The 24,355-nt window shown below is 39.6% G+C and carries 23 protein-coding genes; 18 read left to right on the forward strand and 5 right to left on the reverse strand.

Annotated elements, in window-relative coordinates; translation table 11 throughout:
* Positions 1–152 precede the first annotated feature (152 nt).
* Positions 153–1,556, forward strand: a complete 1,404-nt coding sequence (locus AC1DO4_RS09295; protein WP_477415085.1) for an MBOAT family O-acyltransferase — start codon at positions 153–155, stop codon at positions 1,554–1,556.
* A 4-nt stretch (positions 1,557–1,560) separates the two neighbouring features.
* The gene (locus tag AC1DO4_RS09300) at positions 1,561–2,451 is read left to right on the forward strand and encodes a hypothetical protein (RefSeq protein ID WP_477415087.1); all 891 of its coding nucleotides are present in this window, start codon (positions 1,561–1,563) and stop codon (positions 2,449–2,451) included.
* 51 nt (positions 2,452–2,502) lie between these two features.
* Here the strand turns inward: AC1DO4_RS09300 and AC1DO4_RS09305 are convergent, their stop codons facing one another.
* The gene (locus tag AC1DO4_RS09305) at positions 2,503–3,246 is read right to left on the reverse strand and encodes an ankyrin repeat domain-containing protein (RefSeq protein WP_477415089.1); all 744 of its coding nucleotides are present in this window, start codon (positions 3,244–3,246) and stop codon (positions 2,503–2,505) included.
* A 165-nt stretch (positions 3,247–3,411) separates the two neighbouring features.
* Here AC1DO4_RS09305 and AC1DO4_RS09310 point away from each other — a divergent pair, with 165 nt between their 5' ends.
* The 8 genes from AC1DO4_RS09310 to AC1DO4_RS09345 all read left to right on the forward strand — a co-directional run bounded on the left by AC1DO4_RS09310 (position 3,412) and on the right by AC1DO4_RS09345 (position 10,443).
* Positions 3,412–5,094: a helix-hairpin-helix domain-containing protein gene (locus AC1DO4_RS09310; protein WP_477415091.1), complete on the forward strand. Its 1,683-nt coding sequence runs from the start codon at positions 3,412–3,414 to the stop codon at positions 5,092–5,094.
* A gap of 96 nt (positions 5,095–5,190) precedes the next feature.
* Positions 5,191–6,168: a D-glycero-beta-D-manno-heptose-7-phosphate kinase gene (rfaE1, locus tag AC1DO4_RS09315; RefSeq protein WP_477415093.1), complete on the forward strand. Its 978-nt coding sequence runs from the start codon at positions 5,191–5,193 to the stop codon at positions 6,166–6,168.
* A gap of 74 nt (positions 6,169–6,242) precedes the next feature.
* Positions 6,243–6,800, forward strand: coding sequence for a D-sedoheptulose 7-phosphate isomerase (gene gmhA, locus AC1DO4_RS09320; RefSeq protein WP_477415095.1), 558 nt, complete (start codon positions 6,243–6,245; stop codon positions 6,798–6,800).
* Between the two features lie 84 nt (positions 6,801–6,884).
* Positions 6,885–7,388, forward strand: coding sequence for a D-glycero-beta-D-manno-heptose 1-phosphate adenylyltransferase (gene rfaE2, locus AC1DO4_RS09325; protein ID WP_477415097.1), 504 nt, complete (start codon positions 6,885–6,887; stop codon positions 7,386–7,388).
* A 13-nt stretch (positions 7,389–7,401) separates the two neighbouring features.
* A complete protein-coding gene (locus AC1DO4_RS09330; protein ID WP_477415099.1) occupies positions 7,402–8,367 on the forward strand; it encodes a glycosyltransferase family 9 protein in 966 nt (321 codons plus the stop codon).
* Positions 8,368–8,459: 92 nt separating this feature from the next.
* Positions 8,460–9,086: a porin family protein gene (locus tag AC1DO4_RS09335; protein ID WP_477415101.1), complete on the forward strand. Its 627-nt coding sequence runs from the start codon at positions 8,460–8,462 to the stop codon at positions 9,084–9,086.
* A gap of 109 nt (positions 9,087–9,195) precedes the next feature.
* Complete coding sequence (locus AC1DO4_RS09340) at positions 9,196–9,882, forward strand: porin family protein (RefSeq protein ID WP_477415103.1); 687 nt, start codon at positions 9,196–9,198, stop codon at positions 9,880–9,882.
* Positions 9,883–9,966: 84 nt separating this feature from the next.
* Positions 9,967–10,443 carry a SixA phosphatase family protein gene (locus AC1DO4_RS09345; RefSeq protein ID WP_477415105.1) on the forward strand — a complete coding sequence of 159 codons (477 nt, stop codon included), beginning with the start codon at positions 9,967–9,969 and terminating at the stop codon, positions 10,441–10,443.
* A 178-nt stretch (positions 10,444–10,621) separates the two neighbouring features.
* Here AC1DO4_RS09345 and dprA read toward each other — a convergent pair whose 3' ends face one another.
* Positions 10,622–11,719, reverse strand: a complete 1,098-nt coding sequence (gene dprA / locus AC1DO4_RS09350) for a DNA-processing protein DprA (RefSeq protein ID WP_477415107.1) — start codon at positions 11,717–11,719, stop codon at positions 10,622–10,624.
* Positions 11,720–12,129: 410 nt separating this feature from the next.
* On the opposite strand from dprA, the gene AC1DO4_RS09355 reads away from it, so the two are divergent.
* From AC1DO4_RS09355 to AC1DO4_RS09370, 4 genes are all read left to right on the forward strand, one after another.
* On the forward strand, positions 12,130–12,510 hold the full coding sequence (locus tag AC1DO4_RS09355; RefSeq protein ID WP_477415109.1) for a BlaI/MecI/CopY family transcriptional regulator: 381 nt from the start codon (positions 12,130–12,132) through the stop codon (positions 12,508–12,510).
* Positions 12,507–14,027, forward strand: coding sequence for a M56 family metallopeptidase (locus tag AC1DO4_RS09360; RefSeq protein ID WP_477415111.1), 1,521 nt, complete (start codon positions 12,507–12,509; stop codon positions 14,025–14,027). The genes AC1DO4_RS09355 and AC1DO4_RS09360 overlap by 4 nt, the downstream gene beginning before the upstream one ends.
* Positions 14,028–14,072: 45 nt before the next feature.
* Positions 14,073–15,836 (forward strand): M56 family metallopeptidase, encoded by a 1,764-nt coding sequence (locus AC1DO4_RS09365; protein WP_477415114.1) that lies wholly within the window; start codon positions 14,073–14,075, stop codon positions 15,834–15,836.
* 833 nt (positions 15,837–16,669) lie between these two features.
* On the forward strand, positions 16,670–16,915 hold the full coding sequence (locus AC1DO4_RS09370; protein WP_477415116.1) for a hypothetical protein: 246 nt from the start codon (positions 16,670–16,672) through the stop codon (positions 16,913–16,915).
* Positions 16,916–17,016: 101 nt separating this feature from the next.
* Here AC1DO4_RS09370 and rsmG read toward each other — a convergent pair whose 3' ends face one another.
* Genes rsmG through AC1DO4_RS09385 form a run of 3 tightly spaced genes read right to left on the reverse strand, consistent with a single transcriptional unit; the run spans position 17,017 to position 19,353 of the window.
* A complete protein-coding gene (gene rsmG, locus AC1DO4_RS09375) occupies positions 17,017–17,649 on the reverse strand; it encodes a 16S rRNA (guanine(527)-N(7))-methyltransferase RsmG (protein WP_477415118.1) in 633 nt (210 codons plus the stop codon).
* Positions 17,639–18,244, reverse strand: coding sequence for an RNA polymerase sigma factor (locus tag AC1DO4_RS09380; RefSeq protein WP_477406245.1), 606 nt, complete (start codon positions 18,242–18,244; stop codon positions 17,639–17,641). Before AC1DO4_RS09380 ends, rsmG begins: the two co-directional genes overlap by 11 nt.
* The gene (locus tag AC1DO4_RS09385; RefSeq protein ID WP_477415120.1) at positions 18,235–19,353 is read right to left on the reverse strand and encodes a glycosyltransferase; all 1,119 of its coding nucleotides are present in this window, start codon (positions 19,351–19,353) and stop codon (positions 18,235–18,237) included. Before AC1DO4_RS09385 ends, AC1DO4_RS09380 begins: the two co-directional genes overlap by 10 nt.
* A gap of 476 nt (positions 19,354–19,829) precedes the next feature.
* On the opposite strand from AC1DO4_RS09385, the gene tgt reads away from it, so the two are divergent.
* The 4 genes from tgt (at position 19,830) to AC1DO4_RS09405 (ending at position 24,351) form a co-directional block, all read left to right on the forward strand.
* Positions 19,830–20,960 (forward strand): tRNA guanosine(34) transglycosylase Tgt, encoded by a 1,131-nt coding sequence (gene tgt, locus AC1DO4_RS09390; RefSeq protein WP_477415122.1) that lies wholly within the window; start codon positions 19,830–19,832, stop codon positions 20,958–20,960.
* An 83-nt stretch (positions 20,961–21,043) separates the two neighbouring features.
* Positions 21,044–22,147 carry an LptF/LptG family permease gene (locus AC1DO4_RS09395; RefSeq protein ID WP_477415124.1) on the forward strand — a complete coding sequence of 368 codons (1,104 nt, stop codon included), beginning with the start codon at positions 21,044–21,046 and terminating at the stop codon, positions 22,145–22,147.
* Positions 22,147–23,046, forward strand: a complete 900-nt coding sequence (locus AC1DO4_RS09400; RefSeq protein ID WP_477415126.1) for a DMT family transporter — start codon at positions 22,147–22,149, stop codon at positions 23,044–23,046. The genes AC1DO4_RS09395 and AC1DO4_RS09400 overlap by 1 nt, the downstream gene beginning before the upstream one ends.
* Positions 23,047–24,072: 1,026 nt before the next feature.
* On the forward strand, positions 24,073–24,351 hold the full coding sequence (locus tag AC1DO4_RS09405; protein WP_477415128.1) for a LapA family protein: 279 nt from the start codon (positions 24,073–24,075) through the stop codon (positions 24,349–24,351).
* Positions 24,352–24,355: the final 4 nt, after the last annotated feature.

A 24,355-nucleotide genomic window follows, 5' to 3' on the forward strand; every position in this document is an offset into this window, starting at 1 on the left:
CACGCGATAGACTTAAAATGAGTAAATATGAATATTAGTTAAATAAAAAAGTCCTGTTGATGTTTGCGTAATAGTATGATCGGCAAATCTTTCTATCTTCGTTATTACGAAGAATAATATTTTCTCCTCGAAATTTACTTTTAAATTATTAGATGCTTTTTAATAGTTACCCATTTTTAATATTAGTAGGTATAACTTTTTTACTTTATTATATCCCGCTTTTTTCTAAGTTTCAAGTTCCAATTCTGATAGTTTCAAGTCTTATATTTTATGCTTTTAATCAACCCGTATTGGTTTTATTGTTATTACTGTCTGTAAGTATCAATATAATATCAAGTTATTTAGTTGTTTATGGTAACCCGACATACCGAAAGAAAGTCGCTATTGCCGGTGTTGTATTAAATCTGGCTATACTAGTATTTTTTAAGTACAGCTCACTTTTTTACCATGCATTTGTAAAGAGTTCAACATCATTTAATGATTTTTTACTAACAATCCCTTTACCAATCGGAATATCATTCTTTACATTTCAGGGAATAAGTTTAATAGTAGATGTTTATACTGAAAAGTATATTGATGGAAAAGATATTGTTCCTCGATCTTTCATAAAACATTCAGAGCGCATTTTGTTTTTTAAAGGTTTTTTTCCTCAGCTAATCTCGGGACCAATTGTAAAGGCGCATGATTTTATACCTCAAATAAGGGAGAAAAATTTGGCCGGGATAGATTGGCAAAAGGTTTTTAAAAAAATAGTTGTGGGTTATTTTTTAAAAATGGTAGTGGCCGATAACTTAAGCAACTTCACTTTCTGGATGACTTATCCTTATTTTCTTGGTAGCTCCTCATTCAAGTTAATAATGCTACTTATCGGTTTTTCGTGTCAGATTTTTGCAGATTTTGCAGGGTATTCGTTAATAGCGATAGGATTAGCCGGGCTCTTTGGGTACAGATTTATGGATAATTTTAATTTCCCATATATTTCAACGTCTTTTAAAGAGTTTTGGAAAAGGTGGAATATTTCATTGTCATCATTTTTAATGGAATACCTTTATTTTCCATTAGGAGGAAACAGGAAAGGTAAAATCCGCACCTATATCAATTTAATGATTGTAATGATTTTGGGCGGCCTTTGGCATGGCGCAGCCTGGAGTTATGCCGTGTGGGGGTGCATGCATGGTTTGGCTTTAGTAGTTGAAAGGGCATTTACCAGAAAGGGGTTGACGAAAAAATACCAGGTAATTAAGTATTTAAAAAGACTTTTAGTTTTTAGTTACGTAACCCTGGCCTGGCTTCTTTTTAAATTGCCTGATTTTAAGAATGTGATCATATATTTAAAATCTATTATAAACAATAATACACTGACAATAGATCCTTCAATAGTTTATATCATCCTTTATTCGAGCCCGGTTTTTTTGTATCATCTGTTTTATATAAACAAACACAAACCACTATTTACATATTTTATGAAATACAACTACGTATTATATGCAATAATGATTTTTTTAATTATTTTAAACAGCGGCCCTGTAAGTCCATTCATCTACTTTCAGTTTTAACGGCATGATAAAAAAAGCTGTCTTTTTTTCTATAATATTTCTTGTTACCTATTGCGCTTTTGTAGCCTGGATAGCCCCAACCTGGTGGTACGCAACCCAAAATACCGAGCAGCAAAATATTGTGAAAGCTCAAAATTTTATATACAATCAAGAATCAACGTTTAACTATGTTATTGTTGGCTCGTCTTTATCCGCAAGAATTGCACAGGATAGCTTGCCCGGTGCCTATAACCTGGCCTTTGGCGGACTAAGTATTTATGATGGCCTTAGCCTGTTAACCCATAAAAAAGCCTTACCCAAAGCGGTATTAATTGAAATGAACCTGGTTTTTAGAAGAGAAAATAAAAACTTTACTTCATCTCTGTTTTCTCCGTTAACATATTATCCAAAAATGAAAATTCAAGCATTACGGGGTGACAAAGAACCGATTGAGGTTTGCGGTAAAATTATCACCAATAGTATTTATGCTACAAAAGATTATATCAGGGAAATTAAGTTTGGTAAAAAAAAGAAAATAATAAATGCAGAGCCTAAGAAAAACAACAGCTCGACAGTACTTTCAAATAAAATGGTACAGGAAGCTTACCTTTCATTTTTTCACTTGCCTAAAAACGAAGAGGTAAATTATAACTTCACTGAGCTTAAAAAGTATACAGATCAATTGAAAAAAGGAGGGGTAAAATTAATATTTTTTGAAATGCCAATTGATAAGCATCTTGAAAACCTGCCACTGATGGTTTTTATCAGAAAACAATTTTATTCAACCTTTCCAAAATCTGAATATAAATATATTCAGATTCCAGACTGGGATTATGTTGATACATTTGATGGCCAACATTTATCTGAACAGGAAGCTATCAGATACACTAAATATTTAAGAGGCCAGCTAAACTAAGGCCATAAAGGCGGATTGACTTGTGTCTCAGCGCCTTCTATAACTACCAAATCATTTCAAATAAGCATTCGGTACATTCTTAGGCGTATAGTCAATCGCAAAAGCATGCTTTATTAATAAGGTAACAACTTCCATTACCGTTTTTTCTTTCCGGTGTACCTGGGGTAATGAGCCCATCATAGCATAACTTATAGGATTAATGGCAGGCATAAGTGTTTCCCATTCGTAACCTTTGCCCCAGATGAGGCCTTTAACCGTAATTAATAACTCTGCCCCGTTTTGTAACAGAAAGTGAAGCATATCGATGGAGCTGTTTCCATTTTGATTTACTGTATGAAAGATTGGCGTATGTCCGCCAAAGCCATATTCGTCAATGGCCGCTTTCGCGTTTACATCAGCACCGTTTTGTAAAAGCACTTCGGCACAAGCAAGGCTGTTGTACTCGGCACAAAAATGCATGAGGGTTCCGCCAGTTAACGGAGTATAGGCATTATTATATGAAGAGTACGTTTTAAAAACAATAGCAGGCTCATCGCTAATGCAGGCTTTTAACCTTTCTGCATCGTGAGCTAACACAGCCAGCAGTGCCTTATCCTCAAACTCCAGCCCGGCGTCAATAAAAGCCCTTATGCAATCTTTAAACTTATGGCTGCGATAATACATCTCGACCATGGTAGTAAATAGTGGCATGCCATCATGAACTTCATTAGGGCTGCCACCGTCGCCAAAATATTTCCGGATCTCCTCAACAGAATGAACTTCGGTGGCGTAAAGGATTTGGTTATAATCGGGCATGATATTTTTTATATAAAATTAGGCAATTTCTTTATGCTTACGCATTAATCCTTCTTTTACACCTTGTTTCCGTAATCCTTAAAAAACACCTCCCTCTCAAAACAAACACTCCTGCTACACTGTCTTTACAATGGCTTTTTGTACTTTTACAGCTTCAATTTCACAATGGAAAACAAACCCATAGCCCGCGCGCTTCGTTTACTATCGCAACTCATGGAACTGCATGAGGTTAATCCCTTTAAAATTAAGTCGATAGCTAATGCCGCCTTTAAAGTTGATAAACTGCCTTTCTCTATCGCTGGTAAAACGTTGGAGCAACTGGAAAAAGTAGATGGCATTGGCAAAAGCATAGCAGGAAAGATTATTGAACTTTTTGAAACCGGCACTATAGCCGAGATGGACGAATTACTGGCCAAAACCCCCGAAGGTGTGGTGGAAATGATGCACATTAAAGGCATTGGCCCCAAAAAAGTGGTAATCATTTGGAAGGAACTGGGAATTGAGAACACCGGTGAACTTTTTTATGCCTGTAACGAAAACCGCCTGATAGAGGCCAAAGGTTTTGGATTGAAAACGCAGGAAGAGATTCGCAAAGCAATCGAATTTAGGATGGCCAGCAATGGCAAGTTCCTGTTTGCGCAGGTGGAGAAAGAAGCCAATGAACTGATGGATATGGTGAAAGCTGTATTTCCTGATGCACTGAAGCATTTTGCAGGTGAGTTTCGCAGATTGAATGATATTATTACCGAGATCGTGATTGTGATAGGCAGCATTGACCAGGAAATTGCTTATAACACTTTTTTAGAATCGGAGATATTGCAAAATGTAACACAGAATGAAAATCATATTTCGGGCGAGTTGAAAAATGGTTTGCTGGTTGATATAGTTTGCGTGGATAAGGGAGATTATTACCTTGAATTGTTTAGGAATACCGGTACCGACGACCATGTACAGGCTGTTCTCGATCGCATTAATAGTCCGCTTGACCAACCCGAAACCGAGGAATTGATATACACCAAAGCGGGCTTAGCCTGGATACAGCCCGAATTGCGGGAGGGTACAACCTTTTTTGAAAAAGCTGAAAAGCATGAGCTGCCAACGCTTATTATTACACATGATTTAAAAGGCAGTTTACATAACCACAGTACATGGAGCGATGGTGTAAACACAGTTGAAGAAATGGCCCTTTATTGTAGGGACAACCTGAAACTGGAATACCTGGGCATGTGCGACCATAGCAAAAGCGCTTTTTACGCCAAAGGACTGAGTATTGAAAGGGTATTACAACAACAGGAGGAAATTGATCACCTGAACAAAAAACTTAATGACTTTCATATTTTTAAAGGTATCGAATCGGATATATTATATGATGGCTCACTGGATTACCCCGATGAGATATTGCAAAAGTTTGATTTTATAGTGGCATCGGTTCACTCTATTCTTAAAATGAGTGAAGATAAAGCTACATCGAGGTTGATCGCCGCTATCGAAAATCCGTACACTACTATACTGGGCCATCCAACCGGGCGGCTGTTGCTAAGCCGTGGCGGCTACCCTATTAACCATAAAAAAGTAATAGATGCATGCGCAGCAAACAATGTAGTAATTGAAATAAATGCCAACCCGTTGAGGCTTGATCTTGACTGGCGCTGGCATCAATATGCCTTGGAGAAGGGCGTTTGGCTGTCTATAAACCCCGATGCCCACCGTTTGGAAGGCCACCTGGATATGCATTATGGCGTTTTAGCCGCCCGTAAAGGTGGCTTATATAAGGAAATGTGTTTAAATGCGTTATCACTACCAGAAATTACTAAGGTATTTGAAAAGAAAAGGTCGGCAGTAAAATAGAAAGGACTAAAGACTAAGATAAAGGACTAAGGATTGAAAGAAAAAGGATAAAAATCCAATCACTTAAATGATCAATGGCCTAATGACTAAACAAGAATGATAGATAAAATACGTTCAATACAATCATCAAATGCCAAACCTGCTATATTAGTAATAGGCGATTTAATGATAGATCATTATATTATTGGCGGCGCCACCCGCCTATCGCCAGAGGCACCAGTGCCTATTGTAAATGTAAAAAAAGAAACATATACCCTTGGCGGTGCGGGTAACGTAGTACAAAATCTGGTATCACTGGGTGCAAAGGTAACCGTGGCTGGTGTTATTGGCGACGACACCTCAGCGTCGCAGGTTATAGACATATTAACAGAAGAAGGTGTAGAAACTCATACCATTATTAAAGATGGTAGTCGTCCTACTACCGTTAAAACCAGGGTTTTGGCTGGTAGCCATCAGTTGGTGAGAGTGGATAGAGAGGTTACCGATGCAGTTTCTTTAGCTATTGAAGATGAATTGATTGGTAAATTAGCAACTTATATTGAGCAGGCGGATATGGTAGTGTTATCCGATTATAATAAAGGTTTATTCTCGCCATCCTTAACTCAAAAGATTATCATTGAAGCCAATAAACATGGCAAGAAAGTAGTAATAGATCCCAAGGGTTTAAATTACGAAAAATATAAAGGCGCTTTCATCATTAAACCCAACCGTAAGGAACTGGCCGAAGCAGCTAAAACCGAAAAGATTAATTCGCTGGAAAGCTTACAACAGGCAGCGAAGGTTATATTTGAACAAACCGGCACAGAATATATAGTAGTTACTCTATCCGAAGAAGGTATGGTTATACTGAGTGAGTTAACACATAAGCTATTACCGGTAAAAGCCACCGAAGTATTTGATGTAACCGGTGCCGGCGATACAGTACTGGCAACAATGGCTTATTTTATAGCAGCCGGGCTAACGGTTGAGGAAGCCTGCGAACTGGCCAACCATGCTGCTGCCATAGTTATAAGGCAAGTAGGCAGCGCTACCACTACTATTGACGAAATAGTAAAAGACATGGAGAAAGGCTGATTTGCGGAGTAAGGACAAAAAAAGACAAAGGACAATAGCGCCAACACACATTATAAAAAAAATAAAACTATAAAATGGTTTTAGACGAACTTAAAGATCATCAGAATACTATTCAACAGGTAATTGATACGCTTACAGGCGATATTGAAACTGCCTGTGAAATGATGACCACTACCTTAAAAAACGGCAATAAAGTATTGTTTGCCGGTAACGGCGGCAGCGCTGCAGATGCACAACATCTTGCGGCCGAATTGACCGGCAGGTTTGTGAAAGAAAGGAAGGCTTTTCCGGGTATAGCGTTAACCGTTGATACTTCGGCAATTACGGCTATTGCAAACGATTACCACTATGATAGGGTATTTTCGCGCCAGGTAGAAGCATTTGCCCGCCCGGGCGATCTGTTTATCGGGATTTCGACCAGCGGAAACAGCCAGGGAATTTTGAATGCTTTTGAAACCGCAACCAAATATGGTTGTAAAACTTTAGGTCTTTCGGGTAGGGATGGTGGTAAAATGAATGGTCTTTGCGATCTTAATATCGTAATACCATCAAGCACTACCGCCCGCATCCAGGAAATGCATATACTGATAGGCCATATTATGTGCCAGGCAGTTGATGACTTGTTTGATTAAAAAATCAGGAGGAACGCAATATTTGTGTTTCCCGTTTGATATGTTAAATAAGACGCAAATATGCGTCTCTACAAAAAAAAATTAATGAGAATCGATTTAGAAAAAACAATTACCGATAAGATCAGCGATTTAGCTTCGCTTAAGATGAAGCGGCAAAACTGGGCAATTGAAGGTAAAAAAGTGGTTTTTACCAATGGCGTTTTTGACCTTTTGCATATCGGCCATATAACTTACCTGGCAAAAGCCGCCGAACTGGGTGATAAGCTCGTTATCGGGCTTAATGCAGATAGTTCGGTTACAAGAATAAAGGGCGAAAACAGGCCCGTTAATGACCAGAGTAGCCGCGCTGCCATCCTGGCCGCCCTATTTTTTGTAGATGCGATTGTTGTATTTGAGGAGGATACCCCACTGAACCTGATCAGCACTTTACTACCCGATTATTTGGTAAAAGGTGCTGATTATTCTATTGACAACATAGTTGGTGCAAAGGAAGTGATAGCCAATGGCGGCGAGGTAAAAACCATTAATTTTGTGGAGGGCTATTCATCTACTTCTATAATTAATAAAATCAGGAACCAGATTACCTGATAAGCACATCAACATGAAGATACTGGTGATCCGTTTTAGCTCGATGGGCGATATTATATATACTACCCCAGTTGTGCGCTGCCTCAAAAAACAGGTCCCCAATGCCGAAGTGCACTTTTTAACCAAGCCTGCCTTTAAATATATCTACGATAACAATCCTTATGTTGATAAACTGCTGCTGCTAAAACCCTCGCTTACTGATACCATAAACGAGCTAAAGGCAGAGCAATACGATCATATTGTTGATTTGCATAATAACCTGCGCACCACTATTATTAAACTGCGCACTGGTATAAAATCAACCACCTATAAAAAGCAACCCATTAAAAAGTGGCTTAGTTTAAAATTTAAATTAAAGCTGATCCCCCCTACCCATTTGGTTGACCGTTACCTTGAAGCAGCGAAACCTTTAGGAGTTGTTAATGATGGCCAACCTATTGATTACTACATCAAAGCCGAGCATCAGCTTAATAAATTATTGCCGGCATCGCACCAAAACGGCTACATAGCGTTCATCATAGGGGCAACACATTTTACCAAGCGGATGCCAAATGAAAAGATCATCAGTATTTGCAGTCAGCTAAAATTACCGGTTGTATTGTTGGGCGGTAAGGATGTTAAAGCTAATGGTGATGTTATTGCCGAAGCAATAGGCGCTCCGGTTTATAATGCTTGCGGCATAACTTCGCTTGATGAATCTGTTTTCCTGGTGTCAAAAGCCGAAAGCATCATTGGTTTTGATACCGGCCTCACCCACATTGCAGAGGCTTTTAACAAACCCATAGTATCTGTTTGGGGTGGCACTGTGCCGGAGTTATTGGGTGTACAGCCTTATATGGTTAAGGATGTACTGGTTGCAGGTATTGATTTGGATTGTCGTCCATGCTCCAAATTTGGGTTGGAGAAATGCCCACTCGGGCATTTTAAATGCATGAATGATATGCCTGTGGATGGGATTATTGAGTTTGTAAACAAGTAATACCCTATCTTAATTATTAGTAGCTGTTATATTATTAATCAGCCATTCGTAATAGTTTCATATTATCTACTGTAATATTTTAAACCTTATCAATGAAAACACTTTTCCTTTTCCTGTTTTTAGTCGTCGGTTCATTTACCGCTTTTGCACAATTACCGGGCTTTGGTATTAAAGGAGGGGTTAATTTTTCCAAATTAAGCACATCGTCTCAAAACAACGATCCCTATATTATCTCTTCCACGCTAACCACATTTTCTGTTGCGGCCTTTATCGATTTCAAATTTGGTAATTTTTCGTACCAGCCGGGTGTAAATTTTACTGGCAAAGGCGGGCAAACTTTTTATAAGGGGTTACCAGCAGATGGTATAGATGTTACCGAAAAAGTAAAGTTATATTACCTCCAGGTGCCAATGAACATAGTTTATCACTTACCGGTTGTAATTGGTAACCTGTATTTAGGGGCGGGTCCTTATGCTTCAGTTGGTACATCGGGAAAAATAAAATATTCAACTTCAGCAACTTCAAAATCCCAGGATGTAAAGTTTGGCAGCAACGGCGATTTTAAAACAACTGACTTTGGCGCCGATATTATAGCTGGCTTTCAACTTAATACAGGTTTACTTATAAGCCTAAATTACGATCTTGGTTTATCAAACATATCAAATGACGGTAATACCAAAAACCGGACGTTTGGGATTTCGGCTGGCTTTGTGTTTTAACATTTTATCAAAGCATCTAAAATTATATTGTGATAAGTAGCTATTGACTCTTTCTTTTTGATTAATTGATTTTTATACATTTGTTAAATTTCAACCTAACCAAAATCAAGTGAAAAAACTTTTAATTACCCTACTTTTAACGACTTCCTTTATTACAGCTTTTGCTCAATTACCCAGTATCGGTATCAGAGGGGGCRCAAATTTTGCAACGCTCAAGGCCTCCGGTACACAGGCTAATGTAATAGCAGGTACAAATACAATTGCTAATTCGGGTTCGGTTACCTCATTTAATGTTGGTGTTTTTATCGATGTTAAACTGGGCCATTTTTCGTTACAACCTGCTGTTAACTTTACCGGTAAAGGCGGTACATTTAATGGTTTTACAGGTACATTTCCAAATGGTTCAAAAAGCGAGGTTACCACCAGATACAATTTATACTATGTACAGGTGCCTTTAAATATTGTATATCACATTCCATTTGTGGTTGGCGAGTTTTATGTTGGTGCAGGTCCTTTTGTGGGCATGGGTGTGTATGGAAAAAAGAAACTATCGGCCGATAACAACAATAATGGCACGCATACGATGATTTCATCAAACGATAAAATTACGTTTGGCGATAATGGCGATATCCGGTCTGACGAGTATGGAGCCGATGCTATAGCGGGTATTAAATTAAAAGGAGGCTTACTTTTTAATTTAAATTAYGACCTCGGATTATCAAACATAGCCCCCGATGCTTTGGGCAACAAATTTAAAACCCGTGTTTGTGGCGCTTCAGTAGGATTTATTTTTTAATTTTTTGAGTAGACAAAGAAACAAAATGCATCATTATATACTTAATTTTAAAAAAGAGATATAAGCCTCTCCTTTATTTAAATCATGAAAAAACTACTCCTGATTCGCCACGCAAAAGCAACCCACGAAGCCGGTTATGTTGATTTTGAACGACCATTAAAACAATCGGGCAAGGACGATGCAGAACTGATGGCATCAATTGTAAAAGGGCAATCTATTAGTCCACAGGCCATTATCACCAGTCCGGCGTTACGTACTCAAACAACAGCTGATATTTTTACCAAACACCTGCAATTACCCAAAGCAGGTACCGATAAAAGGATCTATGAAGCCGGCGAAAAAACCTGGATAAAAGTAATTAACGACTTGCCAAATAAGTATGATTTTATTGGAATTGTAGGTCATAACCCCGGCATCAGCCAGGTTCTGCACTACCTCACAAGCCAAATTCGCGAAATGCCTACCTGTGCGGTAGCCCTCATCACCTTTGATAACGATAACTGGCAATCCATCAGCGAAGAAGATGGACATTTAAGCTTTTTTGATTCACCTAAGGGATAAGAAGCTAAAAGCAGGATGCACAAAGCCCAAAGCTAACAGATTGACTTTCAATATATTTAATCAATTTATGGGAGATTAATWAATAAACTCCATATAAAGTATTAAGCAGCCACAGTTTTGATCTTCAGACTCAAGACTTCGGACTTAAGGCTTCAGACTCAAGGCTTTGAACTACCTACTAACTCACCCTATAAGTTTTCCCCGGTAACGACCTGATATACCCCTGCATTTCCATATTAAGCAGGTTCATAGCCAAAATGCTCATAGGCATATTGGCTTTTATGGTAAGTTCGTCTATAGCCAAAGGCATTTTGTTTTCCTGTAAAATATCAAAAATAAAGCGTTCATCAGCTGACAGATCCAACGGTAACATAAACTGTTCAACGGGTTTGGTATTGTCGGCCTTTTCCCAACCGAGGCTGAAAGCCAGGTCGGCCATGCAGGTAAGCAACGCCGCTTTGTTATTGCGAATGAGGAAGTTACAACCCTCCGAATAAACATCATCCAGCCTGCCTGGAAAAGCAAACACATCCCTATTATAGGAATTGGCAATTTCGGCAGTTATCAATGCGCCTCCTTTTAAACTTGCCTCAATCACCACCGTAGCATCAGCCATACCGGCTACAATACGGTTTCGCTGCGGAAAATTCTCCCTGTCGGGCACTGTTCCGGATGGATATTCGGTTAATAAACCGCCATTTTCCAGCATTTTATCGGCGGTTCCCCGGTTTTGGCTGGGATACAACCTGTCCAGCCCATGCCCCAGCACACCTACTGTAGGCACATTTAATCGCAAGCATTCCCTATGAGCGGTTACATCAATGCCCAAAGCAAGGCCGCTTACTATTAATACATTGTATTGTTGCAACTCCTCAATAAGCTGCCGGCACAATTGGCGGCCATAATCAGTAGCATTCCGGGTGCCCACTATGCTGATCACCTGTGGCGGATTCAGGTCCATTTTCCCTTTAGCATACAATAGTATGGGCGAATCGGCACAGTTTTTTAAGCGTTTTGGATACCTTGCATCGGTATAAAATATCAGTTCTATCCCCTCTTTGTCTACAAAATTCAGTTCCTTTTCGGCAAGTCTCAGCGCTTCATTAAAATCCCACTGACCGGCTCTTTTTTCGCCGATACCTGGTATCGTGCTCATTTTAGCGGGCGAAGATTTAAAAACCGCGTCAGCACTCCCCAAATAAGCCATCAATGACTTAGCCGCCACCGGACCTAAATTTTTAACAAATGATAAAGCGGTATTATATAGTAAAGACATTTTAAATGTGCAGATTTCTAATTTCAGATATGCAGATTAAGTACAGATGTGCAAATTTCAGATGTGCAGATATGCAAATTAAACGCCACTATCAATACCACGAATATACAAATCCTAAAAATATTAGCAAATATTAATTTTAGATAGGCAGAAAAGATGTGCAGATTTCAAATTTCAGATGTGCAGATTTTTGAACCGGAATTTATCGAATTAAAGAATTCTCGGAATTTTAAAATTCGACTAATTCAATGAATTCTAAAAATTCCGGTTCAGACAAAATCTGCATATATGCACATCTACTCCCCTCATCTGCACATCTGAAATCTGCACATCTGAATAAAAAACTATAAAAATAGTTTGCAAACTATAAAAATAGTTCTACCTTTACTTAACTATAAAAATAGTTTGCTATGAATGTTAAAGAACTCACCAAAGCCGAAGAGCAGATAATGCAGATACTGTGGACTTTAAAGGAAGCCATTGTGAAGGATATTATTGAACAAATGCCCGAACCTAAACCTGCTTACAACACCGTATCAACCGTGGTACGGGTACTTGAAGGTAAGGGTTATATTGATCATAAGGCCTATGGCAACTCGCATGTTTATTACCCGCTTATCAGCGATGATCAGTATAAAAAATTCACTTTTGATAAGATGATGAAAAACTATTTCAGCAACTCCTATCAAAGCCTGGTATCATTTATTGTCGACGAAAAAAAAATCAGCATAAAGGAACTTGACGAGTTAACGTCCCTTATTGATAACCTAAAAAGCAAAAAACAATCATGAACTGGCTGCATTACCTCCTCGAAGCAAACATATACCTTGCGGTATTTTACGCCGGGTATTGCCTGTTTTTAAATAAGGAAACTTATTATACGTTTAACCGGGTTTATCTGTTGCTAAGCTGTGTCATCTCGTTTGTTTTACCGCTTATCCAGGTGGGTGCGTTAAAGCCCGCGGCCGCACCTTTGCAACAAGCTTATATAACCGTGGTACCAAATGCTCATGCAACTACTGCCCCGGCAGCTATTAATTACCAGCCACAACTAAGCCACTTTACGTTGCAGGATGCTGTTTGGTATATCTATATAACCGGTATTTTAGTGATGACGCTATTACTCATCATTAAGGTAGCCAGGCTCATCAAAATGACAAGGGGAAGCAATACGCTGCTTGATGATAAATATAAGTTGATAGGTATCGATGGCTCAAATACCGCATTTTCATTTTTCAATTACCTGTTTATCGGCACAAAAACCACCGGGAGCGATATCATTATCAGGCATGAGCTGGTGCATATTAAACAAAAACACTCGGCCGATATTATTTTTATAGAGCTTATCAGGATCATCAACTGGTTTAACCCCATCATTTACATGGTACAGGTAAGCCTTAAAACAGTGCATGAATACATTGCCGATGAGCAAACCGCAAACAAGGAAACCGATGCTATCACATACTCATCTTTCCTTGTTAATAATGCTTATGGTATTACCGGTTCATCTATCACACATTCATTTTTCAATTATAATCTACTTAAAAAGAGGATCATTATGTTAAACCAAAAACGTTCGGGTAATTTAGCAAAGCTAAAATACCTGGTGGCAGTACCCATTTGCGCGGGGATGCTTTGCGCTTCAACATTGGCTTTCAGCAAAAATTACGCACTGATTGACCTGGCGCCAAAGGACAACCAGCAACCGTTGGCAGCCAAAGCTTTAACTACCGTACAAAAAGCGAGGTCGCAAAAAAGCAATCCACACTTACAGGTTACAATGGCAGATCAAAAAGTTCCAAATGTGCCTGTAGCACCGCTTAACCTTAATGACGCTACCAAACTCCCCCCTCCACCACCGCCTGTCCCGCCAATTGGTATAGAAACCGACACACCAGGCAACGCGGCTAACGGTGTTTTGCCCAAATACCTGGCAAGAGTTGTACGATACCCTACAATTGACCATAATAACCGCATCGGCGGCAGGGTAATTGCAGCCTTTGATGTGGTTGATGGCAAAATTACCGATCCTAAAATTGTACGGGGTGTAGAACCGGTGATGGACGGAGAACTTTTACGTGCTATTAAAGCCTATGACGGCACACTTGATTTAAAAAACGGGCATTATTCAATTCCGGTGTCGTTTCAGTTATTGGATGCTAAAAACAACCAGGTTTCCCACTTACCTGAGGCAAATACTGCTGATAAGCAAAAAGCAAACGCTGATACACCTGTCAAACAATCTAACAGCTTCTCAACCGCGGTTAGTTTAGATGAAGTGGTGATAGTGGGTTACGCAAAAGATTAAAACATTTTCTGATTTTTAAATACTCATCCATAAAATCAAAACCGAATGAACTGGCTGCATTATCTACTGGAATCAAACCTGTACCTGGCTGTATTTTACGCCGGTTACTGCCTGTTTTTAAATCACGAAACGCACTACACCCTTAATCGCGTGTACCTGCTGTTAAGTTGTGTGCTATCATTCGTGTTACCTGTTATCCAGATAGGCGCGTTAAAACCAGCGGAAATTAGCCTGGTAAACTACCAAACTACAGTGGCTGCCGGTTCTGCCGCTGCACCAGATGAAGCTTATTACATCCCTTGGGATAATGCATTATGGAGTGTTTACATTATTGGGATATCGGTATTGGCTTTGATACTGGTTATTAAACTGTTTAAACTGGTAAACCTAACCACATCAGGTAAAAGGCTTATTGATAATAAGTACAAGCTGATAGATATTGAAGATGCAGATACTGCCTTTTCATTTTTTAATTACCTCTTTATCGGCACAAAAACCGGTGGCAGCGATATTATTATCCGGCACGAACTGGTGCATATCCGCCAAAAACACTCGTTTGATATTGTTTTTATCGAGGTTATTAAAATCATTAACTGGTTTAACCCCGTCATTTACCTGTTGCAAATAAGCCTTAAAACCGTACACGAGTACATAGCCGACGAGCAAACTGCGGCTCATGAAACAGATGCGCTGGCCTACTCGTCATTCCTGGTTGATAATGCTTACGGGCTCAACGGCTCGTCCATCACGCATTCATTTTTCAATTATAACCTGTTAAAAAAGAGGATCATTATGTTAAACCAAAAACGTTCGGGTAATTTAGCAAGGCTAAAATACCTGGTGGCCGTACCCATATGTGCGGGGATGCTTTGTGCATCAACATTAGCATTCAGCAAAAATTACGGGTGGATAGATATTGCACCAAAGCATACTGCTTTGCCGGCAGCTACTAAAATCACCCCAGCAATTAAAAGCTCAAATACCGCGGCCGATACATCTGCCAGGAGCCGGGTTAAAACAAAAGCTACAACGGCAAAAGGGTACAATTACGAAGAAACAGGCTATCTCATCAACAACAAAACCGATTTCAGGGTGATTATTACCGATAAAAACGGCGATCAAAAAGAGTATTACAAAAGCAAAGCAAAACCCGAAGAGCTGGCTATGCTGAAGGAAAAATATGGCTATTCGTTTCCTAAGATGCTGATATTTCCTAAAATGCCACCACCGCCGCCAATGCCGCCTGCTCCCAGGGTCGATATGAATAAAATGCCGCCACCACCACCGCCTGCACCACCAAAATCCGGCGCAAAAAAACTTCACAAGCTGCCGCCGCCGCCGCCTGCACCACCGGTTAGTTCAGCGGATATTAACAAAATGCCACCACCGCCACCAGTTCCACCGGTTGGTTCAGCAGACATAAACAAAATGCCACCGCCGCCACCGGTTCCTCCGGTTGATTCAAAAGACCTTGTTGAAATGCCTGCTCCTGCAAAACCAGTTTCGCTAAAAAGGTTAAATTTAAAAGTGGCGCCTGTAAAAACCGCCGACATTATTATTGATGCGCCTGCGGCTACTGCACAGCCAGCTTCACCAAAACAGCTTAAAAAATTAAATTTAAAGTTGGCACCCGTTAAAGTGGCTAAGGTTATTTTTGACGAGCCTAACGCGCCGACAGCTTCACCAAAACAGGTTAAAAAATTAAATTTAAAATTGGCACCCGTTAAAACTGTTGATATGATTATCGACGAACCTAAAGCAAAGGAAACTCCTGCACCGGCTGTAGCTCCTGCCGAAGTAAAACCATAATATCCAGCAGTAAGTTTAATGGCAAATGCAGTACCTGCACAGCATTAAATACATTTATGATAAAAGGCAAACCGCATAAAAAAACCTCAACCCAATGAGGCAAAATTGCTGAACGGACTAAAATCCGCTTCGGCATTTTTCCGTATAAATCCCTTCCCTCATTTTACTCCTTTTTCATTCAATTATCCGTAGGAGCTATCAAAAAATGATTTATTAGATGTTTTTAGGCTTCTAACGAAGCACATATCCACCGTCATTGTGGTAAAATTTCGCGAAACTCTGAAAGAGGAATGACAAACCGGCGAAAGACTTACKAAGTTTTTAAAACTTCGTAAGTCTGGGATTCTACAACTTGTCATGGGTAGGTACGAAGCAATCCCCGCCTTACAGAGTTGCTTTGCAAATCCGATCTGCATAGTTCGGGATTGCTTCGTGCCTTATAATGAAATGATCGTAAGTCATTGATTATCAATATGTATTTTTTACACATAACCCTCTTACCCGTCATTGCGAAGAACGAAGCAATCCCCGATTTACAGAGTAGCTGTGCAAATCCGCTCTGTATTTTGGGGATTGCTTCGTCGTACCTCCTCGCAATGACGATCATGAGGTGATTGTGGTACCTATACATGTCATTACTGTTTTTTCCAGCTCGGCTGGTGGTTACTCGCAATGACGACCAGTTTTTTATTTTCAAACGCTTCTTAGGATAACATTAAAAAAATAGTTAACTTGGTACAAACACAACAAACATACTGTTTGTTGAAAAATCAAATACTCAATTGATATGCGGACTTAATAATACCAATTGGGTGTCATTTAAATCAATTATCATGAAAAAGTTTGGAATCACTTTAGTCATTGTGGGTATTGCTCTTTTTATTGTCAGCAACTTCTTCTACAAAAAAACTATTAATCTGGTAGATAGTTCTGGCAGCAGCACAATTGTAACCGGCCCTAACGGCAGCTGGACATTTAAATTACCGGTTTTTGCCGGCGGAGCGCTGTTTGTAATAGGATTGGTATTTTATGCGGCATCGCGTACAAATAACCAAAGCCATGATCATCACGCCATATAACAGCTAAAAGTTATTCATTTACGTCAACAAATTTATTTCGCCTGGCACAACGTGTTACAAGGGAGAGGAGAAATAATGCCATAAATCCAAAATCAGCAAAATTAAACCGCGGCCTTTACATATATCACCTGCTTGGTTTCAAAAAACTCTTCGCCGAAATAATCTTTAAGGTGATATTGCTGCACTTTAAGGCCAGATTCTTTAATCTCCTGGTCAAGATCGCCCCCTTTTAGGTAGAGGATACCATTGGGCAGCTTGTTTTTGGATTGCTTATTGAACTTGGTACGCACCCATGGATAAAAATCTTTCAACTGGGTTACCGCGCGCGATATCACAAAATCAAACTTTTCGTCAACCTGCTCGGCCCGGGCGTGTGTTGCTTCTACATTGTTTAAGCCCAAAGCTTTGGCTACTTCCTGCACCACTTTTATCTTTTTACCAATAGAATCAACCAAATGGAACCGCGTTTTTGGGAATAATATAGCCAATGGGATACCTGGAAAACCACCACCTGTGCCTACATCAAGTACAGTTTCGCCCGGCAAAAAGGACATTACTTTAGCTATGCCAAGGGAGTGTAAAACATGGCGTTCATACAGCAAATCGATATCTTTACGCGATATTACATTGATTTGGCTGTTCCATAAATTATACATTTGGGGCAGTTGCTCAACCTGTGCACGTTGCTGATCTGTAAGGTCTGGAAAATATTTAAAAACGATCTCAGATGTCATCCCTGTTAAAGCGGTTTATGATGTTGCCCAATAAATACCGGGCCCTAAACAATTGTGCCTTAACGGTACCTAATGGCAAATCAAGCTGTTGGGCAATCTCTTCGTAAGATAACTCGTCAAAGTAACGTAAAGTGATCAGGTTGCGGTAACGCGCCGGCAAGCTTTCTATGAGTAATTTTAGTTCCTGAGTTTGTTGTTTTTTGATAGATGTTTCCTCGGGATTAAGTACATCTGCCTTTATCTGCAGCGGCTTTTCATCACCATCCTCATCGGTCATCCCGTGGATAGATTGGGTATTAAGTTTTTTCTTGCGGATAAAATCGATACAATTGTTGGTAGCTACCCTAAATAGCCAGGTGCTAAACGCATAATCCGGCTGGTATTTCTCCAGTTTTTCAAATGCTTTGGCAAAGGTTTCAACGGTTAGGTCCATGGCGTCTTCTTTGTTATTCACCATTTTAAGCACCATAAAGTAAATCGAATCCTTGTAACGGTGCATCAAATCAGCATACGCTTTCTGATCGCCGGTGCGCGCCCTCACCACCAGGTGAAAATCGTTTTTGGCGTTCTCGGTAAAGTTTGCGTTTATTTCCATTGGGTAGTTTTAAAAAAGGCGCCAACCAAGCCAAATATATTTAAATACATATAATATATTATGTCAAAAAACGGCAAATACCAAATAAGATCTTTACCATCAAGCTTTTTAAATACCTTACTGTATATTATCAACTGCACAACAAGCCTAAAAGCCAGCAAACCTAATGCCAATAAGGGCTCATAATTTAAAACCAGGCAAAGTATGAATAATATATAAAATAAAAAACCGCTTATGGCATCAAAGCTAAGCATTTGGCGGTGCTTATTTTTGTATAATTTACCTACACCAGCATGTCTTTTCTTTTGCCTGAACCATGATGATAAAGTTGTTTTTGCACTGGTATAAATAAAGGTTTCGGGATGAATTTCTATAATAGTATTATCTGCCGTGGCATGCTGATTTACAAACAGGTCATCATCGCCGGATATTACATGCATGTGCGATGCAAAGCCTTTAGCACTAAAAAACAACGTTTTTGTGTAAGCCAGGTTACGGCCAATACCCATATATGGATCGCTGTTTAAAGCACTCGACAAATAGTTCATACCTGTTTTAATGGTCTCGAAACGGGTAAACCTGTTCAAAAAACTGCCGGCCTTATAATAGGGTGAATACCCTAAAATTATCTCGGCTTTGGTACTAAAATTAACAGCCATGCGGGCTATCCAGTTTGCTGATGCTGGTTTACAATCGGCATCGGTGAATAATAAATATTCGTTTTTTGATGCTTTTATGCCAAGTGTAAGTGCAAATTTTTTGCCTGTTTTAAACCGGTCATGCTCGGTTATAGTAACCACCTTAAGATGCGGATACCGCTGTTGCATATCTTCCAGTATTTCATCCGAAGTATCAAATGAGCAATCGTTTATCACCACCACTTCAAAATCCGGATAATTTTGCTCTAATATAAACGGAAGATTCTCCTGCAGGTTTTTAGCTTCGTTACGTGCGCTTATAATTACAGAAACAGGTATCAGCGCCTGCGGTAACTCATCCATATGCTGGTAGCCGGCAAGGCGGCTATGGTTGCTTACCAGGTAGTACAGCTGAACAATAAAACAAAGCTGAAAAAGCAGAAAGAGTACGTCTTGTATATAAGTTTCCAATGAACAAAAATAATCAGGCAAAGTTGTTAAAATTACACGAATTTAAAGACCTTAATCGGCGTAAATTTAAGATTTAGAGGGCATAACATAAGGTATTTTTCCACACTTTTAGGATGAAGGGGGTTTGTGTGGATAAATAACCAGCCCCCTCTATATCTCCCCCGGAACGGCAGACTTTGATTTTTAAACTAATTTTGAGCGGCAGGACAACCGTTTCGAGATAACCGTTTAGCCTCTGGTCGGTGTGAAAACACCTACCATAAGCTCAATGAATTGATGGGAAGATGAGTTGACATAAAGGTGCGGGCCTCCTCCCCCAATGTCATTAAGTTAAGAACGTCCCGATGATTAAGCCCACCTAAGTCTTTCTGCTGATTAGCGGAAAAACTTTAAAAAAAGTATAGTTAAAGTCTCCCCAACCGGGGGAGATTTAGAGGGGGCTGGTAGTTTTTTTTTGTTAATTTTGYCCCTTCGAAATGAAATTTAAATTAACAGCACAAGACCCGCTTTCAAAAGCCCGCGCAGGTGAAATAACTACAGATCACGGCACCATACAAACCCCTATATTTATGCCTGTTGGTACAGCCGGCACAGTAAAAGCAGTGCATCAGCGCGAGCTTAAAACGGATATAGAAGCGCAGATTATTTTAGGAAACACCTATCATTTATACCTGCGCCCAGGCCTAAACACGCTGGAAAGCGCCGGTGGCCTGCACAAATTTAACGGCTGGGACGGCCCCATTTTAACCGATAGTGGCGGTTACCAGGTATATTCCCTTACCGAAGTGCGCAAGATCAAGGAAGAAGGCGTTACCTTCCGCTCGCACATTGATGGTTCAAAACACCTGTTTACGCCCGAAAATGTAATGGATATACAGCGCATTATCGGGGCCGATATCATCATGGCTTTTGATGAATGTACCCCCTACCCATGCGACTATAGCTACGCCCGAAGGTCAATAGATATGACCCATCGCTGGCTAAAACGCTGCTGCGACAGGTTCGACAATACCGAACCAAAATACGGCTATAGCCAAACGCTTTTCCCTATTGTACAGGGGTCTGTATATAAAGATCTGCGTATGAAATCGGCCGAAGTTATTGCTTCATTTGAGCGTGAGGGCAATGCCATAGGCGGGCTTTCGGTAGGCGAACCTGCCGAAGAAATGTACGCCACGACCGAAATTGTATGCAATATATTACCCGAGCAAAAACCCCGGTATTTAATGGGCGTAGGCACTCCTGTTAATATACTTGAAAATATAGCGTTAGGAATTGATATGTTTGATTGCGTTATGCCTACCCGTAATGCCCGTAACGGCATGCTTTTTACCAAAAACGGCATCATCAATATCAAGAATGAAAAGTGGAAAAACGACTTTAGCGCCATTGAAGATGACAGCGATTTGTTTGCCGATAAGGAATATAGCAAGGCTTATTTACGCCATCTGATCCACTCGGGCGAGATGCTTGGGGCACAAATTGCCACCCTGCACAACCTGCATTTTTATCTTTGGCTGGTTAAGGAAGCGCGTAAAAAGATCATTGCCGGCGAGTTTTATGCCTGGAAAAACATGATGGTGGGTCGTTTAGGCCAGCGATTATAATTACAGGATGATCAAATAATGCACCGTAAAAAGCGTTGCTTACATAATATAAACCATGGCTTTAAAAAACAATTAATCTGCCGATGAGGACTTTTATAAACCGGTACCTGATGGTTATCGACAGGTTTATCATCAAAAAATACCTGGGCACATTTGCGTTCACCATGGCAATTTTTGCGGTGATATCGGTTGTGTTTGATGTATCAGAAAAGCTGGATAATTTTACAAATAAACATGCAACACTTCATGATATCATATTCAGGTACTACGCCGGCTTTGTTCCCTTTTACCTGAACTTACTTTCGCCGCTTATCAATTTCCTGGCGGTGATATTCTTTACGGCCAAAATGGCCAACCAAACAGAAATTGTACCTATTTTAAGTGGAAAAGCCAGCTTTAACCGCTTTTTACGACCCTATTTTATAGCTGCCTCCTTTATATTTGTTGTATCGTTTTTTGCCAATGTGTACTTAATACCGTATACAAATCGCTTAAAAAACGACTTTGAAAATGCCAATGGCATAACAGATAACGACCCTACCAAAAGCCAGGTACATATGCAAATAGATAAACACACCTTTGTTTACCTGGCAAACTATGACCCCACTAACCATACAGGTTATACTTTTATAATGGAGAAATTCAATGGCGATACCCTACGCGAGAAGCTCATAGCGCAACAGGTAACCTATGATTCTGTGAAGAAAATATGGTCGTTAAAGGATTATTCGGTAAAATATGTGAACGGCTTGAAGGAGCAATTTATCCATAACCCGGCCCAAAAAGATACCGTTTTAGACATGCACCCCACAGATTTTATTGTGTATGATAACGTGTATGCAGCCATGTCATTAAATGACCTGAACAAGAATATTGACAAGGAAAGACTGCGCCGGCCCGAGGTTTTAAATAACCTTTATTACGAAAAATTCCATCGTTTTGTGTACCCTTTATCGGCTTATGTGTTAACGGTATTGGGGGTAGCTTTGTCTTCACGTAAGGTGCGCGGCGGTGTTGGCTTACCCTTGGGGATAGGGATTTTGCTTTGTTTTACCTACATAATTTTAGAGAAATTCTCTATCGTATTTTCTATAAAAGGCGGGGTGCCCCCCTTATTAACAGTTATGATTCCTAATACTGTATTTGGTATACTGGGTTATTATTTACTTTTAAAAGCCCCAAAATAGTGGATAAAAGTAAAACAAATGTGAATAAAAACCTGATTATACTCCATTTTACCGTATTTATTTGGGGATTTACAGGCATTTTAGGCCAACTAATCACCATTTCTGCGGTACAATTAGTGTGGTACAGGGTGCTTATAGCCTTTGTTTCGTTATTTCTGTACTTCAAATTCAGCAAAACCGACTTCAAAATTGAACGCAAAACCATGCTTAAAATGGTTTTAACAGGCGCCCTCGTAGGCGGTCACTGGATCCTTTTCTTTGCTTCTATCAAGCTTTCAACTGTTCCGGTAACGTTGGTTTGCCTATCCAGCATTACGTTATTTACGGCCATTTTTGAGCCACTGATCAACAAAACGAAGATCTCAAAACTTCAAATTTTGGCAGGTTTATTAATCATCAGCGGCATAGTTTTAATTTTTAAGTTCGAAACACAATACACTAAGGGTATCATAGCCGGCCTGGTAAGCGCCGTTTGCGCCAGTCTTTTTGCCATTATTAATTCACGTTTTGTAAAGAAAAGCGAAGCTCCCATCATTGCATTTTATGAACTAACCGGCGCATTTTTTTGGATCTCGATATACCTTTTTGCCACCAATGGATATAATGAAAAAATGATACTAAAGCCAGCCGATATTGGCTACCTGGTACTGCTTGGCACCGTATGCACATCGCTTGCCTATGTTGCCGGGGTATCGGTAATGCGCGAGCTTTCTGCCTTTCGGGTGGCGCTTATCACCAACCTTGAGCCGGTGTACGGTATCATCATGGCGTTTATTTTCTTTGGCGATATGAACAAAATGTCTGCCGGTTTTTGGGTAGGATCCGTCCTCATCCTGTCTACAATCTTCCTGTACCCTGTAGCGCAGAAACAAATTTCGAGGCACAGAAACCGGGCTTAGTATTTCCTTTTTTTTCCAAACTCTCATCCAGGTGGTAATTTTTTTGACCGCCTGGCGCTGCCATCAACCTTTCCTATTTACTGGAATCCACCTCTTGCTTTGTGATATCCGCATCAAAATATTGGCTGGGTAGGGGATAAAACCACACCGCAAAACAAGTCTCTTTTAAGCCCTGTGAGCCACTATAATTTTCGGGCGTGTTCTGATGCGTTGAAATGCATCAGCGTTTAACAGCGCCAAAATCCGGTTTTTAGTTAGTGTATCAACTACATTTTTTTCAGCAATACTTTAAAATCACAACTTATGACATATATAAGGCTTGCCTTGATAAATAAAATTTAAAAACTCATTTAATTAAAATTCATATTATCCTAAAATTCTAATAGTTATGTACTTTATATCATCTGATAATTTAACAAAAGACATCTAACTGAAATTGCAAAAAACTAAAAAAATTAGCACTATCAAATAACATACCTAAATGATCTATTTATAACACTATAAATGAGACACTTACAACATGTTATCTAAGCAAAAAATACTTTAGTGCTATCAGCACCAATTGTAATTACAAAGTGTACCGAACCAAAAAATGAGAGTTTAAATTAAATGCAGGCAGTTGCCCGGTTTGTATACAGCGAAGAAAAATGAGAGCGAAAATTTTGATTCTCGTCAAAGAAAAATCCGGCAGGTTTTTGAGTTTTAAAATTACGGAGAGGAGAATATAATGTCGGGCTTATGGCGATTTGCTGAGAAAATTATTTTTAAGAAATTGAGATTAAAATCCGGCCAACCCTCTTCAATTATTTTCGCGCTCCAAAAACAAGTCGGATTTCATGAGCATAATTTCAAATGATTTTAACAAGAGGAAAAAATCCGGAACCGGATTAAATCCGAAGTTTAAAATCCGGATCCCAAAATCAAAATAAATCCGGATTCCAAAACCCGGATTCCGAAATCACTCAAAACCATTTTTAATAAACATTTAAAAACCGCATATTGTATTAACTGTTAAATCAAATCACCATGAGCATAAAAACCATCACCATAATTGTCATCACAATTTTGCTTACAACAGCGTTCGTCCAAAATACCGACGAGGTTACATTTGCATTTTTGTTCATGAATTTCAGAATCTCCAAACTAACCATCATGATCACAATGACAGTGATCGGTTTTATTTTAGGCTTCCTGGTTGGCCGCCCTAAAAAGGCCAAATACGATATCGGCGGCTATCATGACAACATCCACAACAAAGAAGACAACAATACACTAAGTGACGAAGACAGAGACTACATCAGCTAACACA

This window comes from Mucilaginibacter sp. P5_A6, assembly GCF_056400585.1.

Coding starts and splice junctions, on each gene's coding strand:
- AC1DO4_RS09295 (WP_477415085.1), top strand. CDS start 153: ATGCTTTTTAATAGTTACCCATTTTTAATATTAGTAGGTATAACTTTT.
- AC1DO4_RS09300 (WP_477415087.1), top strand. CDS start 1,561: ATGATAAAAAAAGCTGTCTTTTTTTCTATAATATTTCTTGTTACCTAT.
- AC1DO4_RS09305 (WP_477415089.1), bottom strand. CDS start 3,246: ATGCCCGATTATAACCAAATCCTTTACGCCACCGAAGTTCATTCTGTT.
- AC1DO4_RS09310 (WP_477415091.1), top strand. CDS start 3,412: ATGGAAAACAAACCCATAGCCCGCGCGCTTCGTTTACTATCGCAACTC.
- rfaE1 (WP_477415093.1), top strand. CDS start 5,191: ATGATAGATAAAATACGTTCAATACAATCATCAAATGCCAAACCTGCT.
- gmhA (WP_477415095.1), top strand. CDS start 6,243: ATGGTTTTAGACGAACTTAAAGATCATCAGAATACTATTCAACAGGTA.
- rfaE2 (WP_477415097.1), top strand. CDS start 6,885: ATGAGAATCGATTTAGAAAAAACAATTACCGATAAGATCAGCGATTTA.
- AC1DO4_RS09330 (WP_477415099.1), top strand. CDS start 7,402: ATGAAGATACTGGTGATCCGTTTTAGCTCGATGGGCGATATTATATAT.
- AC1DO4_RS09335 (WP_477415101.1), top strand. CDS start 8,460: ATGAAAACACTTTTCCTTTTCCTGTTTTTAGTCGTCGGTTCATTTACC.
- AC1DO4_RS09345 (WP_477415105.1), top strand. CDS start 9,967: ATGAAAAAACTACTCCTGATTCGCCACGCAAAAGCAACCCACGAAGCC.
- dprA (WP_477415107.1), bottom strand. CDS start 11,719: ATGTCTTTACTATATAATACCGCTTTATCATTTGTTAAAAATTTAGGT.
- AC1DO4_RS09355 (WP_477415109.1), top strand. CDS start 12,130: ATGAATGTTAAAGAACTCACCAAAGCCGAAGAGCAGATAATGCAGATA.
- AC1DO4_RS09360 (WP_477415111.1), top strand. CDS start 12,507: ATGAACTGGCTGCATTACCTCCTCGAAGCAAACATATACCTTGCGGTA.
- AC1DO4_RS09365 (WP_477415114.1), top strand. CDS start 14,073: ATGAACTGGCTGCATTATCTACTGGAATCAAACCTGTACCTGGCTGTA.
- AC1DO4_RS09370 (WP_477415116.1), top strand. CDS start 16,670: ATGAAAAAGTTTGGAATCACTTTAGTCATTGTGGGTATTGCTCTTTTT.
- rsmG (WP_477415118.1), bottom strand. CDS start 17,649: ATGACATCTGAGATCGTTTTTAAATATTTTCCAGACCTTACAGATCAG.
- AC1DO4_RS09380 (WP_477406245.1), bottom strand. CDS start 18,244: ATGGAAATAAACGCAAACTTTACCGAGAACGCCAAAAACGATTTTCAC.
- tgt (WP_477415122.1), top strand. CDS start 19,830: ATGAAATTTAAATTAACAGCACAAGACCCGCTTTCAAAAGCCCGCGCA.
- AC1DO4_RS09395 (WP_477415124.1), top strand. CDS start 21,044: ATGAGGACTTTTATAAACCGGTACCTGATGGTTATCGACAGGTTTATC.
- AC1DO4_RS09405 (WP_477415128.1), top strand. CDS start 24,073: ATGAGCATAAAAACCATCACCATAATTGTCATCACAATTTTGCTTACA.